A 16,930-nucleotide genomic window follows, 5' to 3' on the forward strand; every position below is an offset into this window, starting at 1 on the left:
TTCAGTCGGTTAGAATACCGGCCTGTCACGCCGGGGGTCGCGGGTTCGAGTCCCGTCCGCTGCGCCATATTCGGTAATCTGGAACGCTGAACGCCAGGTCACCACAGAAAGCCCGCTAACGCGGGCTTTTTGCTGTCTGGGGTTTGGCATTGCCAATGACCTCAACAAAAAGCGACCTTCGGGTTAATGCCGATCAGTTAAGGCTCAAACCTGTGGGAGCGAGCCTGCTCGCGATAGCGGTGGGTCAGTCAACGTTGATGTTGAATGTGATGCCGTCATCGCGAGCAGGCTCGCTCCCACATGGATTTCGCTTAACTGACTGGCATTAACCCTTGAGTCGCTTTTCTCGTTTCTGGGCTATTGCTCAGCATTACGCGCGTGCCGGTAATCGCTGATCGCTTCGTACACCGCTTTGCGTAGCCGATTGATGCCGCCGATAGGGCGATGAGCTTCCAGGCCAAACCAGGGGTTGAAGGACTGGTTGTCGCATTGCAGATTCAGCGCTGGCGTATCGAAGTCCTGGGCGGGGATCTTGATTCGCGCCACGGTTTCGAATGGCGCATCGCTTTCACGCCATTCGATGCTGGTGTCTTCGATCGGCATGTACCTGGTCGGGTCCTGGCGCTGGATCTGCAAGACAAAACACGCTGGTATCCGATCCGTCGACAGCTGTTGATTGAGTGCACTGCGCAAGAAATTTGGCAGCGCTTGATTCTGCGCAGGCAGGGTGTAGCTGGGGCAGCTATCTGGGTCTGGCGCGACGCGAAACTTGGCGTTGGCCGTACCGAACTTGTATGGCGAGACAGAAAAGTAAGTGGTCTGGGTCGGGCTGGCCGGTGCTGGCGCCAGGGTCGCCAAGGCAATGAACAGGTGGCGAACTTGCCAGCTACGTGGATCCCAACTCGGGAAGAACGCCATGACCTGCTTGCCGTCGGCCTGGGCAGCGACGTTCTGACGGTACTCGGCGACATTGCTGACGAAGAAATTCGGATGGCTGAACATCACGAAATCCTGCTCACCACGGCTCTGCTGATCCTTGAGCAATTGCGTTCCCGGCACATCAAGCAGTTTGATCGCCATGCCTCGGGCATCGCGGACGCTGTCGAATTGCGGATAGGCATTGCCGTTGGACAGTCGCACGGTGGCTTGCCAGGTCTTGCCTGCTTCGGCGAAAACGCCTTGGCGCAGTTCGGGCGCCAAATCGGCCAGCACCTGAACTTCTGCCTTTACGCAGCCATGCGCCTTGGCATGTGCATCGCGCAGGTAGCGAGTGTTTTCGCGGTGTTGGTCGACGATGCGCACGGCGGTCTGGATGATGTCCTGCGTCATTGCCGCTTCATCGGCCGGGATGCGCTCTTTGGCAGAGACCGGTCCGCTGTGATGCCAGGCGAACCAGGCCGTCGCTACGGCCCAGCCCAGCAAGCCGAGGCCCAACAGGAACAGCAGGGTCTTGCCGAGCAATACGCCGATGCGCAGCCAAAGAGTGATCAACATGCTCGAGTCCTTTTTGCGCGGGCGATGGTCATGGCAGTTGCGATTCCAGCGGGCCACCGAGCACCTTCAGGTATTCGAGTAACGCCCAGCGTTCTTGTGGTTGCAGCAAGCGGCCAATGACCCCATTGCCACGTTCGCCTGCACGAAATTCGTGGCCGCTGTTGTGATTGCCGGTGATTCGCGTGTCGAACACAAAACCGTTGGTGAAGGCGTCAGTGTGATAACCCAGGTGCTGCGGATCGTATTCGAACGTGCCTTTATAGAAGGTGGTTGCACGCTCATCCTGCGGCGAGAGCAGTTGGTAGATGTTCGGCACTGAACCATTGTGCAGAAAGGGGGGGGTCGCCCAGACGCCTGCCAGCGGACGGGCCTTGTAGGCGCGTAGCTCACGAACGCCAATCGGCAGGCCAAAACCATCCATGCCGGGACGCTCTTGAGGTGTGATATTGGCGTCACGGTACGCGCGGTTCTCAACGAAAGCGGTCACGTAGGCCAGTCCTTTGGCGACCGAGAGCTTGCTCGGATCCAGTGGTTTCGTAGGCGTCGGGTGCAGTTTTACGTCAAGTTTCGCCAACTCGGCCACATCCCACTTGAGCGCGCTCAGGTCGAAACGGTGGTCGGCAATATTGTTGGCGGCACCCGGGTCGGTGCCAATGACGTCCACCGGTAACATCTTCAATTTCTGCTCTGGCCGACCGTTGGCCGTCGTCACGTTCGGTACATGGCAACCGGCGCAATTTTCGGCGAACAGCGTGCGACCCTTGGCGGCCAGCAGTTTGTCGATGTTGCCGAGCAACGCTTCGGGCCAGGCCGGAGGTTTGAGTCGCTGCAGGGTCTCTTCGATCAGTTGCAGGTCACGTACGCGAACGCTGGAGGGGTAACGATCATCGCCCTTGAGCGGCTGACCGGCAGCATCGAAGAAGTTCAGCGTTGCGCCGACGCCCAGGGCTTCACCGATGTTGCGCGCCATGGGTTGCTGGGCTGAGCCGTTCCACTGCACCCAGTCGAAGGTCCAGATATCCCACAACTGCGGGTAGTCCACCGGCGCATTGGCCACCCGATAGTTATTCGGCGAAATGGCGTCGCCGAAACTGGCGTTGGCAATGCGTCCGAAAGCGTCGGTGCGGCCAGGACCTTCTTCGGTGGGATAGAGGCCGCGGTGGGTGTCGTTCCAGGCAACGTGTAGGAAGGTATCCAGCGAAGTTTTGAAGTCCTGGCGCAGTTGTGAGTGTTGGGCGTCGTAGTCCTGACCCAGCACGTTGCGTGCGAAGCGTTCGAATTTCCAGGGGTTGTAGTAGGTCGAGGCGAGGCTTGCGACCAATGCCTGACCGAAACTGCCACCGCGCAGAGTCGGTACGCTGGACGGCAATACATGCTGTGCCGCGCCGCCGTCGATGCGTACAGCCTGGCCTTTAAAGTGCAGTTCACCGGTGTGGCAGGCGGCACAGGTAACATCCAGAAACTCTTCTTTGCTGCCTGGATTCTGATGGTGGGCGAAACCCACTGGCAGGTTGCCTGGGTTGTTCAGCGTGGCTTTCTGGGCGGGATCCACCAGAAAGCCGAAGCGTGCCAGGTATTCGGGTGCTGCAAAGCGTTGTTCCGAGAACGGCAGTTCAAGTGCTGTGAACCAGTCGTAGCGCAGGCCTTTGACCTGCGTACCCTGTGGCGTGAAGTAGTAGGTCTGGCGGTCGGCGGCGTTCCACTGCTCGAGGTAATGCACCTGTTCGACTGGCGTATAGACCGGCAGTTTCGGGTTGGCGACGTAATACAGGACCACCGTCAGGGCGACAGCCAGCAGGGCGAGTATCAGCAACAGAACACGGATCAAGAGGCGCAAGATAAACATCCTTGTCGATTTGTAGCCTTGTTATGCCTCAGCCCCAGCTGCGCGGCAAGTGGCCATTACGTCAGGCATTGTAGGAACTGGCGTTTGCTGTACTGAGAAGAAGCTGACAGAAGCTTCACGACCGTCCCTCGCAAAATGCGTTAAAAGACCTGAACTTATCAGATGTTTCCTGCTCTCATGCCGGTAGCCATTGGTCGTGGCGGCCTGATAAGCTCGCGGCTTTACTCGATTGCCCTTTAGGCGCATGAACAAGGAAATAGCATGAAACAGCATCGGTTGGCGGCGGCGGTGGCCCTGGTTAGCCTGGTACTTGCGGGTTGTGACTCGCAGACCAGCGTTGAGCTGAAAACCCCGGCGCAAAAAGCTTCCTACGGTATCGGCCTGAACATGGGCAAGAGCCTGGCTCAGGAAGGCATGGATGACCTGGATTCCAAAGCCGTAGCCCAAGGCATCGAAGATGCCGTTGGCAAGAAAGAACAGAAACTGAAGGATGATGAACTGGTCGAAGCTTTCGCTGCGCTGCAAAAGCGCGCTGAAGAGCGTCTGGCCAAGATGAGCGAAGAGTCGGCAACTGCCGGCAAGAAATTCCTCGAAGAGAACGCCAAGAAAGCCGGTGTCACTACCACCGCTTCCGGCCTGCAGTACGAAGTGATCAAGAAGGCCGACGGCCCTCAGCCCAAGCCAACCGACGTAGTGACTGTTCACTACACCGGCACTCTGACCAATGGCACCGTTTTCGACAGCTCCGTCGAGCGTGGCAGCCCGATCGATCTGCCGGTTAGCGGCGTGATTCCGGGTTGGGTCGAAGGTCTGCAACTGATGCACGTAGGCGAGAAGTACAAACTGTACATCCCTAGCGATCTGGCCTACGGCGCGCAAAGCCCTAGCCCGGCAATCCCGGCCAACTCGGTGCTGGTATTCGATTTGGAACTGCTGGCGATCAAAGATCCGGCAAAACAAGACGCCGCCAAGTAATCAGCGTCTGTTATAAAAACAACGCCCCGTTCATACGGGGCGTTGTTGCATCTGGCGTTCAGTGGCCGACAATTCAAGCGAACGGACGTCGTGGAGTAGAGTCATGGCATTGAGGGTGCCGCGGCAAAACGCAGTACGCTGCCAAGTCAATGAAATATTGGGTTTTTTTATGTGAGTAAAAAACGCCCGATCTGAGTTGAGCCCTTGTAAAACGGGGCTTTCAGGGGTGAAAAGCGGCTCTGTTCACAAGGTTATCCACAATTTGTGTGGATAACATTTCAGCGGGAGAAGTAATGAAAGCACCCTGGAATTTTGCTCGTTTCCTGCCATTGGCAGGAAGGCTGATCAGTCGTGGGCGTTTGCCGGCCCTGTTGTTCGCCGTAGCCAGAAAAGGTGCGAGCCAGGGCAACCGTTTGGGCAAGCTTAAAGACGACCTGCGATTGCTGCAGGCATTGTGCCTGGCGTACTGGCGCGGCGAGTATCGGGACATCAGTCGCAAATCGATGCTGACGGTGGTGGCGGGGTTGATGTACTTCCTCAGCCCGCTCGACGCCATTCCGGATTTCATCCCGGTATTCGGCATGCTCGATGACATCGCGGTGCTGGCCTGGGTGATGAAAACCCTCGATGACGAACTGAGCGCTTTCCGTGCCTGGCGCGACCGTCAGCCTCCGGAAAAGCTCGCGGTCGTGGAGCGTCTGCCCGATACGCCAGAGCAATTGCAACTGCAAGGCCCGAAAAAAACCTGAGTTGATTCAGGTCTCTCCACAGATTGATCGCCCCTCGCGACCTTGGCGGCTGTTAGGATTACACTTCTAAGGAAAAGTGCCGACTCGCTAAGTGTTGTTGTCCTACGGGGTAGTCATGGATATTCAGATAATTGCACGCGATGGGGAACCCGAATATGCGGTTTTGCCGTGGGCTCAGTATCAAGCGTTATTGAAAGCAGCAGGCGTCACTGAACAACCACCGCGTGAAGCTACAGTCCGTCACGCGGCCGCAGCAGACCAGGTTCTGCCGGGTCTGGATCAACTACGCAGTTTGCGCGAAGGGAAGGGCATCGCCATCGAGGCGCTGGCCCGCACGGTAGGCATCAGCCCGTCTTACCTGGCCTTGATCGAAAGTGGCGAGCGTCAACCTGACGCTGCGATTCGCCGCAGTCTGGCCTGGGAATTGACGGTGCCGGGATGGAGGGATGAATCGTGAGCGTACGCATCAGTCGTCAACATTGGGACGGTTTAATCGGCGAGCTGGATCAGGCCCGCCGCCAGCGTCATCTTCTGACTTATCGCGCTTTGCTTGAGCGTTTGCAGCTGCCAACGCCGGCTATGCAAACCCTGACCGCTGCACTTGAACATCTGGCCGCGCTGGACGCGAAGGCCGAGCAGCCGCTGCGCAGCTCGCTGGTGATCAGCCAGGGGGCAAGTCGTTTGCCGCGCACCGGGTTCTTCGAATGTGTCGAGCGACTGGGGCGATTCTCAGGTCCATCCGATGGTGTAGCCGCCGCGTCGTGGCATGCATCGGAAGTGGTGCGGGTGTTTGAGTACGAATACCCCGAATCAGCGGAGGCCTGAATGCTCTGGCGACTTAAAGCCCGTGCCGGTTACTGGCTGGCACGCCGGTTGTTTCATTGGTCATGGTTGGTCCGCCAGCCACGCGGCTGGAGTTGGCTCGAAGGCCAGTTTGCGCGAATGGCGAATCTGGGTGATGTCGGTGCACAAAGCTTCTATGGCCACATCCTGGCATTCCGTGGTCAAGGCCTCGGTGCCCGCGAAGAGGGCGTACGTTTGTTGCGTCTTGCAGCGTTGGCGGGGGACGGCAAAGCCGCCTATCAGGTCGGTGTGATCAGCCTTGCCGGCACGCCGAGCAAGGCCCCTGACGCTGCGGAGGCGGCGCGCTGGTGGCAGATGGCGGCCAAGGCCGGACATCCGTTGGCCGAGATCAAGCTCAAGGAGCTGGCGTCGCGCAACGCTTAACGGCCGCTGGTTTGCCCGCGATCGCGGGTAAGCCACTCTCCTACAGGCGTTTGTGAAGTATTCGCCCATGAAGCAGTGCCCGTTCTAATTGATTGACCCGTTCCCTTCGTTTTAACGAAACGCCCTACATCATCCTCATATTGTCCTGACTTCTTTCCCTACGTAATCCCCGCAAAGTCTCGCGTCCCACAACGACCGCGCGAAGATTTGTGAATGCTCGATCCAGAAAAGCTTCAGGCCCTGAACACCGCCATCGGCCATCTGGTCATTGCAGCGCTGAACCCGAAAAGCCCGGACATTGCGGCCGTCTTCAATGATTTCCGCAATTGCCTCAGTGACTACGAGTCCTGGGCAGAAAGTTTCTGGACGGGCGCAGCACTGGATGTCGAGCAGGTGTTCAAGGTCGGCAACGAAGTCAGCCTCAGCGCACCGAAGAACTCGACCACGCCGATCAGCGCCACCGTTGCGTCCTGTCCGGCCGGTGGATCGCTGACTCTGGTGCACATGTTCGAGGCTGCGCGTTTCGTGCCGATCGGAAATACCCCGGTGATGCTCGAAGCATTGATCGACGGGCCTGGTGGGGAGGAGGTGGACGGCGAGCCGATTCACGCAACTATCGGCCCCAGCGGCATCCTTGAAGTCCCCGAATGCTGGCGTGGCCAGCGTCACCGAATCACCTTTTACCCCAACGTCTCTCAAGACCACGTCAAGGCGCTCTACACCTCTTATCAAACCACGATTGCAGAGCTTGAAGACTGGCTGCAAAGCGAGTGGACGAACGAGTTCCAGCCGTTGTGGGCGAGCTTTTCTCAAAGCGGTTTTATCGAGCGCTACAACGCCTTGCAGCAGGCTGATCAACGGGGCGTTGAACGCGCCTTGCTCGACCTTTGGGATGACGTTCAGCAGCTCTATCACCTGTTGGCCGACCTGCAAGCCAACAGTGAAAAACTCCTTGAATACCTGACTCAGGCCGAGCTCGAGACCCTGCTCACTGCTTCCGCAGAAGCGATTGCCAATGGCTTGCTGGTGCTCAGCGATGAACCGTTGCTGTTCATCTATCTGTCGGCCATCACCAGTTGGCTGCGGATGCTGCCGCCGCAATACGAAGCCGAAGTGATGGCTGAAATTCGCACTGGCGTGTTGATCGGATTGCTGCTGGCCTGCGTGACTGGGCCGATGGGACTTGGGGCCGGTGTAGGAACCAAAGTGCTGGGGAAGATCAAGTCGCAGCGTGCTCGAAAGTGGCTGGCAGCTTTGAGCATCCGGTTGGCGCTGGTGTCGAGCAACCAGCGTTTCAACAGTCACGCCGATGCGCTCAAACCGCTGATGGTGAGTGCCCAGAAGGCGTCGCTGGCGCCCACACCCCGAGGGCCGCTGAAGATTACCCCCGGCGAAGCGCCAACCCTTTACGTGAAGAATCCGGCGGCCATCGCCCGTGACAAGTCTGGGCCCAAGACCCGCCTGAGCAAACAGGAGCATCACGACAACGCCCCGGATCAGGCGAAAAACCCCAACGGTGCCAGCGCCGACACGGCAGACAAAACCGCCACCCACAACTGCCCGGTGTCGATGGTCACCGGCGAAGAACTGCTGACCCTCACCGACGGCGAACTGTGCGGTGTGCTGCCATTTGCTTTCACCCGGTTGTACCGCACCAGCGCGGTGGAACTCGATAGCGGGCTGGGGTTTGGCTGGAGCCACTCGTTGGCGCATCGCCTGGAAATCGATGGCGATGACGTCGTCTGGATCGACCACGAAAACCGCCGCACGCGCTTTCCAAAGCCCAGCGCCGAACGTCCGGCGATTCACAACCGCTTGTCCCGTGCAGCGATTTATCTGGGCGACGACGCCGATGAGCTGATCCTCGCCCAGGCCGGCGAAACACCACGGTTTTATCACTTCCGCGACGGCCACCTCACGGTCATCAGTGACGGGTACGACAACCGTCTGCGCATCAGCCGTGACCGGTCCGACCGGATCAAACGGCTCGACAATGGTGCCGGTCACGCCTTGCTGATGCGTTATGACCGACGACATCTGATCGCTGTCGACTATCAGGTCTATCGCCCGAACGCCAATTCCAATGAGGCCTGGCAGACCGAGCAAATCCTGGTCGCCTATCGCTATGACGAACGCAATCGCTTGATCGAAGCCACCAACGCGGCGGGCGAAAGCGAGCGTTACGACTACGACGGTCAGGCGGTGATTCTCCAGCGGCAACTGGCTGGTGGCGCGAGTTTTTTCTGGGAATGGGAGCGCGAAGGCAAGGCCGCTCGCTGCGTGCGCCACTGGGCGAGTTTCGCGCAGATGGATTCACGCTACGTCTGGGACGATAACGGCAGTGTCACGGTGCATAACGCCGATGGCAGCGAAGAGATTTACGCCCACGACCAGCAGGCACGCCTGGTGCGCAAGGTCGAGCCGGGCGGTGCTATATACCTGAAGGCTTACGACGATAACGGTCAGTTGGTGGCCGAGAAAGATCCCCTCGGTGGCGTCACCCAATACATCTATAACGAAGCCGGGCGGTTGCTTGCGGTCATCCCGCCAGAGGACGAACCGACCCACTACGAGTATCACAACGGTTTTGTTCGGGTGATGCGTCGGGGCCGGGCGCGTTGGAAGTACCAGCGAAACACTCAAGGCGACATCACCGAACAGATCGATCCTGATGGCCACATCACCCATTACCACTACGATGATCGGGGTCGACTGCTGTCGATCCGCTACCCGGATAACAGCTGTCACGTCCTCACCTGGAACAGCCTCGGGCAACTGACTGAGGAGCAGTTGCCGGACGGTGGTCGGCGGTGTTTCGCTTACGACGCCTTGGGCCGGCAAATCCGCCGTCAGGACGCACACGGTGCGCTCACCCAGTATCAATGGGATGTCGTCGGTCGGCTGATTCAAACGACGTTGCCCGGCGGCGCGACCCGCGCTTTCAGCTACAACGCCTATGGCAAGGTCATCGCTGAACGCGATGAAGTGGGGCAGGTCACGCGCTACGAATACGCCGACGATCTGCACCTGGTCAGCCGGCGGATCAACCCCGATGGTACCCAGCTGCGCTATCGCTATGACAACGCGCGGCTGCTGCTCAGCGAGATCGAAAACGAATCTGGCGAGAAGTATCAGCTGGAGTACGGCCCGAGCGGGTTGATCCGTCAGGAGACCGGTTTCGACGGCCGGCGTACCGGGTACAGCTATGATCTCACCGGTAATCTGCTGGAAAAAACCGAGTTTGGTGATGACGGTTCGCGGCTGATTACCGGTTATCAACGCGATACCGCCGGACGTCTGTTGGTCAAAACCCTGGCCGATGGCAGCAAGGTCAATTATCACTACGACGCATTGGGCCGGCTGGTCTGCGTCGACGACGGCAATGACTGGCCGCTGGAGTTCGAATACGACGCGCAAGACCGGCTGATTACCGAGCATCAAGGCTGGGGCACCTTGCGTTATCGCTACGACGCTTGTGGTCAGCTCAATCACCTGCGTCTGCCGGACAACAGCACACTCGACTACCACCACGCCAAAGGCGGCGCGCTGACCGCCATCGACCTCAACGGCGCGCGGCTGACCACTCACGTCTTTGACGCAGGGCGCGAACAACAGCGCCAACAAGGTCAACTGCTCAGCCAATACCACTACGACGAACAGGGCCGTCTGCACGCCCACGCCGTCTCCCACGCTGAACAACCACGCTATCGCCGCGATTACGCCTACAGCGCCAACGGCAACCTCGACTTCATCGCCGACAGTCGTCATGGCCAGCGCAACTATCACTACGATCCGCTGAACCGCCTGGTTCGCGTCCGTCATTCACGCGATCCACAGCCGGAAAGCTTCGGCCACGACCCGGCCGGTAACCTGCAAATGCACGATCGCCCAGGCAGGGCAACGATCAAAGGCAATCGCCTGCTGCTGCAAGGCGACCGCCATTACGACTACGACGCCTTCGGCAACCTGATCCGCGAACGTCGCGGCACTGCGCAGAAACTGGTCACCGAATACCGCTACGACTGTCAGCACCGCTTAATCGCTGTGACCCTGCCCGACGGCAGCAGCGCAACCTACCGCTACGACGCCTTCGGCCGCCGCACTGCGAAAACCGTCGCCAGCCACACAACCGAGTTTTTCTGGCAAGGCGAGCAACTGATCGCCGAAAACAGCCGTGAGCATCACCGCAGCTACGTCTACGAGCCCGGCAGCTTTCGCCCGTTAGCGATGCTCGATGGCTACGGCCCGCGCAAAGCTTGTCCGTTCTACTACCAACTCGATCACCTCGGCACCCCGCAAGAACTCACCGACTACAGCGGCGAAATCGTCTGGTCCGCGACCTACAAGGCCTACGGAAAACTCGCCAGCCTCCAGCAGTTTGGCGAGGAGCAACTTGAACAACCGTTGCGGTTTCAGGGGCAGTATTTCGATGCTGAATCAGGCCTGCATTACAACCGGCATCGCTACTACAATCCGGATATTGGCCGGTACCTGACGCCGGATCCGAGCAAACTCGCCGGTGGGATTAACGGGTATCAGTACACCCGGAACCCGACGGGGTGGATGGATCCGTTGGGGTTGAATGACTGCCCAGGTGCAGGTAAGTGCAAGAAGCCGGGGGAGGCGGAAGATCCGGCGGGGAAGGCGGGGGTTGATGAGGGAGGAGGAGTACCTCCTGCACCTAAAAGTGAAAGTGACTATCTTTATAGGGGAGATCTTCGAGGTCCGGCTGAGATCTTCCAGAAAGGATTCGTAAGTCGAGGTGAAAGTACTGATCTATTGCTTCATGCTTGGAACAATAGGGAGCCTCCTAGCAATTTTGTTAGTACTTCGGTTTCTCGAGAGGTGGGTATCGATTTTGGAACAGATTACAGAACAAAAAAAGGCTATGTATATACCATTAGAAAAATCGATGGTCGTGATGTAAATAAGGAACTGAAGGCCGAAGATGTTCCGTACAGCTATGAGGCTGAAATTGCAGTGCCTGATCGAATTAGAACGGAAGACATTTTTGGAGCTACACCGCTTAAAAAGGATGGAAGCTATGTGGGGCACTCCATTCTCAATCCGTTTAGGAAGTGAACTATGCCTATTCAAAAGGTTTTTATTGTTGTTGATGGTCAGAGGCAAAGTGCGATGTTGGACTATGATAGGGATAGTCCCTCTATGAAAATAACATTTCAAAGCGGAGAGATGAAAGAAGTCTCGGGGCAGGATGTGTATGAGTGTTTAGGCAAATTGTTAAAGGAATTTTCTGAGGTTAAATTTCTATGCAAAGGTGCCAAATTAAATGTCAGGCCGTCCAGCATGTCATCCCAGATGACGTCTGGAGTTATGGCGTATGAGCATGTTTTAGGTGTCCGTGCGTCAAGAAAAAGTCTGGTTAATATTTTTGATTATGATGATGAAGGTATTGTTAATGATCCGAAGATGCAGGATGAGTTTTTCTTGAAGTGGTTAAAGTCACTAAAATCGGATTGACGGATTTTTAGTAAAAGGTGAATTGCGGAGTGGGGTAGATTTATTTGTGATTTGCAAAGAGATTTATCTAGTTGTCGACGGAGTTGTTGAAATAGCTGCGGTGGACTTGGATAGGGACGGACCCGAACTAATATTTTCTATGCTGAATGGATTCAGAAAGACTTACTCTGCATACGATTTATACGTCTGCCTCGGTCAGGTAAGGGCAGAGTTTTCAAGCGTAAAATTCTTATGTAAGGGAGCAAAACTCAATGTGCATACTTCTTCTATGTCTTCACAAATGTCGAGCGGGTTAGTGGCGTATGAGCTTCGTTGGGGTAAGTCAACCGAGGGGGAAGATTTGGTAAATATTTTTGACTACGAAGAAAATGATCTGACGAACAATATAGAAGAGCAGCATGAGTATTATCGGCGCTGGATAAGCTCGCTTTAACTACTAATATTTTAGTCTCGATAGGGTGGGTTATGTTAGGAGAGGAGCCAGAGTTGAAGGGTGATGTAGAGGTTGTGAGCATAAATATTATAGTCGGAGGGGAACGGGAGGTGGCGACTATTAGTCATGACTGGATGGGGGGTATCACGTTCTCAATGGCCAATGGTTTTGTTGAAAGTTATGAAGACCATGATCTTTATCGGTGCTTCGCAAAGATTCGTGAGGGTTTTCCGGATGTGGTGTTTCTTTGCAAGGGGGCAAAAATAAATGTGATGCCCTCAACTATGTGCTCTCAGATGAGTGGTGGGTATGTAGCATATGAATTGGTGATGAGGCAGTCGGCTACATTTAATCAAATTGTTAAGATATTTGATTATGAAGACGTTGATATTGCCAGTAACCCACGAGAGCAAGTGGCGTTTTATAAGCGCTGGTGGAGCTCACATTGATTAGTGGGGAGTTGACTAAAGGAGGGCGGGGTTATTTGTTTGATTCGAATTGCAAGTTTTACGAGCGCTTCGCGCTTGATCGCGGACAAGCCTCAATCCCACATTGGATCGCGGTTGCCGGCTAAACCATCAGCTCAGTCACCGGTGTCCACTGACCAATTGCTCCCCCACCAACCCCAAACTATCAATCACATGAATACTATACCCCTGCACATTCTTCGCATGATGCTTGGCCTGTGAAGCCATTTCCGCGAGTTGGCTGGCGTCGAGTTGTCCACAGGCCTCGGGGTGTAAATGCACCACGCCAATCGACAGCGACAGCAGCGGAAATTCCTGACGGACGCCCTGGCGGTTGGGGGCGATGAAGCAGCCGGCTTCCAGGTGTTCGCTGCGGTAGAAGCGTCGGCATTGGCTGTGAAAGTCCTCGAGCAGTTGGTTCAGGCGCTTGCGCCAGTCTTCCGGGCCGAGGACCAGCAGGAAATCATCGCCGCCGATATGGCCGACAAAATCGCGGCTGGGGTCGACGCGGTCGTTCAGGCATTGCGCCAGACACAGCAGGACTTCGTCACCACGACCGTAGCCGTAGATATCGTTGAAGGGTTTGAAACTGTCGATGTCGACATAGCAGATCACCGATTCGCGGCTCTGTTGCAGCAGTCGGGTCAAGCACTGCTGGATCGGTACGTTGCCCGGCAACAGGGTCAGCGGATTGGCGTAGCGGGCCTGCTGGATTTTCAGTTCGGTGATCAGTTTCAGCACGTCGATCACCCGACCCAGGCCCAGATAGCCGCCGTTGAGGGTGATGATGAAATCTTCTTCGATACGTTGCCGGGCGCGGCTGGTGATCAGCCGGCTGACCTGTTGCAGTGACTGGCTCAGCTCGACGGCGAGGAAGTTGTCGCTCATCAGACGGCTGATGGGCTTGCGTGCGAACAGGTCGGTGGCAAACGGCTTGAGCAGCGCATCAGACAGTGAATGGCGGTGGACGATGCCGCAGGGATGGCCGAGCTCGTCGAGTACCGCCAGTGAGTTCAGGTTGGCCTGACGACGGAAGGCTTCCAGCACGTCGGCGGTAGGCGTATCGCGGTCCACGGCCGGATGTTCGTTGAGCAGGGCGCTGAGGTCACTGCCTTCATCGTTGAGCACCACTGCGCTGCTGTCGTGCTTGGGCATCATCGTCCGGGCGTCCCGTGGCGGATGCTCTTGCGGACGGCACAACAGATAGCCCTGCACCAGGTCGACCCCCATCTCGGTCAACACCGCGAGTTCTTCCGGCAGTTCGATACCTTCGGCGATGACTTGCGCACGCGAGGCTTTGGCGATCTGCAGGATCGAGCCGACGAATTCGCGTTTTAGCGCGTCCTGATGAATGCCGTCGATGAAGTGCCGGTCGATCTTCACATAGTCTGGACGCAACTCCGACCAGAGTCGCAGGCTCGAATAACCGGCACCCAGGTCATCCAATGCAATCGAAAAGCCCATGGCCCGATAGTGATGCAGAGCGTTTTGCAGCAGCTGAAAATCGTCGGTCGGGGTTTGCTCGGTAAGCTCGATCACTACCTGACTCGGCGGGATGCCGAAGTCCTGGAGCATTTGCAGGGTTCTACCGGGTTGGTGGCCGGCTTCGAGCAGTGATTCGGGGGAGACGTTGAGAAAGAGTTTTCCCGGTAACTGTTGTTCATTGAAACGACGGCAGGCGCTGTGCCGGCAAGCCATTTCCAGTTCGCTGAGACGGCCTGCCTGGCGGGCCACGGCGAACAACGCGATGGGGGAGTGCAGAGGGCTGTTGGAGGGACCGCGACTGAGGGCTTCGTAACCGAGGATGCGTCGTTCGGACAGTGAAACGATCGGCTGGAACAGACTGTGCAAACCACTTTGAGCCAGGATTGAACTCAAGGCACTCAGCTGTTCGGTCGTGGTCATGGCGATCTCTGGCGATAAAAAAAGGACTGGGCGCGCTCTTTGTTAGAGAGCACGCCCAGTCCTGTATTTCACGACAGAATGATGACTGTTTGATGACGCTCCGGGGAGCGTCAGCATTAAATTGCCATCATTTTTTGTTGCTGGCGACCGCGGTGTTCAGCTTCAAGTAATCCAGCAGAATCCGCCCGGCTTCGCTCAGGTAGGCATCGTCTTCCGGTTTGGTCTTTTCTGGCTCGGCCGCGATGGCGTCTTCGTCTTCTTTCTTCAGCTCTTTGAGCGGGTCTTCGCCCTTGGCCTTGCGGCGGATGTTTTCCATCGCCAGTTGCTTGGCGTCGATGTCGGCGTGTTGTGCGCGACGTTCGGCTTCGTTGAGGCTGACGGTTTTTTCCGCCATCAGCTTCTGGGCCAGTGCCAGTTTGTCGCGAATGAACACAAACTCCGCGTCCTTGGCCGAGCGGGCGTCATGCTCGGACTTGAGCTGTGCCAGGTACGGTTTGAACGGGTCGACTGCCGGCTTGATGGCCGCGCGAATGGTGTCCCACGGCATGGATTCCGGCAGGGCGCTTTCGCCGATTTCCTTGGTGTCGATGATCGACGGGAAATCGACATCCGGCAGCACGCCCTGATGCTGGGTGCTCTGCCCGGAAACCCGGTAGAACTTGGCCAGCGTCAGTTTCAGCTCGCCATGGTTCAGCGGCTGGATGGTCTGCACGGTACCTTTACCGAAGGTCTGGCCACCGATGATCAATGCGCGGTGGTAGTCCTGCATGGCGCCGGCAAAAATCTCCGAAGCCGAAGCAGACAGGCGGTTGACCAGCAATGCCATCGGGCCTTTGTAGAAGGCGCCCGGGCTTTCGTCTTCCAGTACATCGACCCGGCCGTCGGCATTACGTACCAGCACGGTCGGACCTTTGTCGATGAACAGACTGGTCAGCTCGGTGGCTTCCTGCAAGGAGCCGCCGCCGTTGTTGCGCAAGTCGATGACCACGCCGTCGACCTTGTCTTTTTGCAGTTCGGTCAGCAGTTTCTTGACGTCGCGGGTGGTGCTCTTGTAATCCGGATCACCGGCGCGGAAGGCCTTGAAGTCAAGGTAGAAGGCCGGGATCTCAATCACCCCGAGCTTGTAGTCCTTACCGTCCTGCTTCAGGTTGAGGATCGACTTCTTCACCGCCTGATCTTCAAGCTTCACCGCTTCGCGGGTGATCTGCACGATCTTGGTGGTCTGGTCGTTTGGCGCATTGCTGGCCGGGATCACTTCCAGGCGCACCACCGTGCCTTTCGGTCCACGGATCAGCTTGACCACTTCGTCCAGGCGCCAACCGACGACGTCGACCATTTCTTTATTGCCTTGGGCAACGCCGATGATCTTGTCAGCCGGTGCAACCTGCTTGGTCTTGTCCGCCGGGCCTGCTGGCACCAGACGCACGACTTTCACCTGGTCGTTATCGCTCTGCAACACGGCGCCGATGCCTTCCAGCGACAGGCTCATGTTGATGTCGAAGTTTTCCGCGCTATCCGGCGACAGATAGTTGGTGTGCGGGTCGTAGGACATGGCGAAGTTGTTGATGTACGCCTGGAAAATGTCTTCCGGACGGGTCTGGTCCAGACGCGACAACTGATTCTTGTAGCGCTTGGTCAGCAGCTCTTGAATGGCCTTGGGTTCTTTGCCGGCGATCTTCAGGCGCAGCACTTCGTCCTTGACGCGTTTGCGCCACAGGTCATCGAGCTCGGCACTGGTCTTGAGCCACGGGGCGTCCTTGCGATCGATCAGCAAGGTTTCCTTGGTGGTGAAGTCCATCTTGTCGACGCCTTTGTTCAGCTCGGCCAAGGCAAAGTCCAGACGCGCTTTGACGCGGTCCAGATAGCGCTTGTAGATGGTGAACCCGGCATTCAGGTCGCCGCTTTTGAGGAAGTCGTCAAATTGGGTTTTCCATTTGTCGAATTCGGCAATGTCGCTGGCCAGAAAATAACTGCGCGCCGGGTCCAGCAGCTTCAGGTAGCTGTCGTAGATGATCGCGGAGCGCGCGTCATCGAGCGGCGGCTTGCTGTAATGGTGGCGCTTGAGCAGCTCGACGACGTTCAGGCTGGCAATCACCTCGTCACGATCAGGCTGAAGGTTGTCCCAGCTATTGGCTGCGAACGTAGTGGGCGACAGCGACAAGCTGCCCAGGCCAATGAAAAGAGCGAGTGCGGTGCTGGGGAACAAATGCTTCATGCTGATTCGACGCGGGGGCAATTGATAACGCATATTAGGCCGTCTTTGAAGTCGCCGGTTCCACAAGGGCCGGTCGCATAATGCAAAAAGCCCGGCTCTACAGCTTCGGGCTCAGTCCAGACTCACTATGGAGGCACT

12 protein-coding genes are annotated in these 16,930 nt (G+C 57.1%); 8 read left to right on the forward strand and 4 right to left on the reverse strand.

What is annotated here, in order from left to right; all coding sequences use genetic code 11:
• Nucleotides 1-357: 357 nt before the first annotated feature.
• Together AC1RKH_RS19625 and AC1RKH_RS19630 are read right to left on the reverse strand one after the other, a co-directional pair.
• Entirely contained in the window at nucleotides 358-1,494 is a 1,137-nt protein-coding gene (locus AC1RKH_RS19625; RefSeq protein WP_493064618.1) for a catalase family protein, read from the reverse strand.
• Between the two features lie 28 nt (nucleotides 1,495-1,522).
• Nucleotides 1,523-3,331 carry a di-heme-cytochrome C peroxidase gene (locus AC1RKH_RS19630; protein ID WP_493064617.1) on the reverse strand — a complete coding sequence of 603 codons (1,809 nt, stop codon included), beginning with the start codon at nucleotides 3,329-3,331 and terminating at the stop codon, nucleotides 1,523-1,525.
• Between the two features lie 270 nt (nucleotides 3,332-3,601).
• Between AC1RKH_RS19630 and bamJ the strand changes: the two genes are divergently transcribed.
• The 8 genes from bamJ (at nucleotide 3,602) to AC1RKH_RS19670 (ending at nucleotide 12,654) form a co-directional block, all read left to right on the forward strand.
• On the forward strand, nucleotides 3,602-4,315 hold the full coding sequence (gene bamJ, locus AC1RKH_RS19635) for a BamJ family beta-barrel-assembly machinery protein (protein WP_493064616.1): 714 nt from the start codon (nucleotides 3,602-3,604) through the stop codon (nucleotides 4,313-4,315).
• Nucleotides 4,316-4,608: 293 nt separating this feature from the next.
• Entirely contained in the window at nucleotides 4,609-5,064 is a 456-nt protein-coding gene (locus tag AC1RKH_RS19640; RefSeq protein ID WP_493064615.1) for a YkvA family protein, read from the forward strand.
• Between the two features lie 115 nt (nucleotides 5,065-5,179).
• On the forward strand, nucleotides 5,180-5,521 hold the full coding sequence (locus AC1RKH_RS19645) for a helix-turn-helix domain-containing protein (RefSeq protein WP_019693067.1): 342 nt from the start codon (nucleotides 5,180-5,182) through the stop codon (nucleotides 5,519-5,521).
• Nucleotides 5,518-5,889: a hypothetical protein gene (locus tag AC1RKH_RS19650; RefSeq protein ID WP_154979264.1), complete on the forward strand. Its 372-nt coding sequence runs from the start codon at nucleotides 5,518-5,520 to the stop codon at nucleotides 5,887-5,889. The genes AC1RKH_RS19645 and AC1RKH_RS19650 overlap by 4 nt, the downstream gene beginning before the upstream one ends.
• The gene (locus AC1RKH_RS19655) at nucleotides 5,890-6,291 is read left to right on the forward strand and encodes an SEL1-like repeat protein (RefSeq protein WP_493064614.1); all 402 of its coding nucleotides are present in this window, start codon (nucleotides 5,890-5,892) and stop codon (nucleotides 6,289-6,291) included. It abuts the gene before it with no gap.
• Between the two features lie 213 nt (nucleotides 6,292-6,504).
• A complete protein-coding gene (locus AC1RKH_RS19660) occupies nucleotides 6,505-11,373 on the forward strand; it encodes an RHS repeat-associated core domain-containing protein (RefSeq protein ID WP_493064613.1) in 4,869 nt (1,622 codons plus the stop codon).
• Between the two features lie 3 nt (nucleotides 11,374-11,376).
• Nucleotides 11,377-11,772, forward strand: coding sequence for a hypothetical protein (locus AC1RKH_RS19665; protein WP_493064612.1), 396 nt, complete (start codon nucleotides 11,377-11,379; stop codon nucleotides 11,770-11,772).
• 486 nt (nucleotides 11,773-12,258) lie between these two features.
• A complete protein-coding gene (locus AC1RKH_RS19670) occupies nucleotides 12,259-12,654 on the forward strand; it encodes a hypothetical protein (RefSeq protein WP_493064611.1) in 396 nt (131 codons plus the stop codon).
• 138 nt (nucleotides 12,655-12,792) lie between these two features.
• Here AC1RKH_RS19670 and AC1RKH_RS19675 read toward each other — a convergent pair whose 3' ends face one another.
• Both AC1RKH_RS19675 and AC1RKH_RS19680 read right to left on the reverse strand, forming a co-directional pair.
• Nucleotides 12,793-14,577, reverse strand: a complete 1,785-nt coding sequence (locus tag AC1RKH_RS19675; RefSeq protein WP_493064610.1) for a bifunctional diguanylate cyclase/phosphodiesterase — start codon at nucleotides 14,575-14,577, stop codon at nucleotides 12,793-12,795.
• A gap of 127 nt (nucleotides 14,578-14,704) precedes the next feature.
• Nucleotides 14,705-16,792 (reverse strand): carboxy terminal-processing peptidase, encoded by a 2,088-nt coding sequence (locus tag AC1RKH_RS19680; RefSeq protein ID WP_493064609.1) that lies wholly within the window; start codon nucleotides 16,790-16,792, stop codon nucleotides 14,705-14,707.
• Between the last annotated feature and the right edge of the window lie 138 nt (nucleotides 16,793-16,930).

It is taken from the genome of Pseudomonas sp. GW822-FHT06B12 (assembly GCF_058799675.1).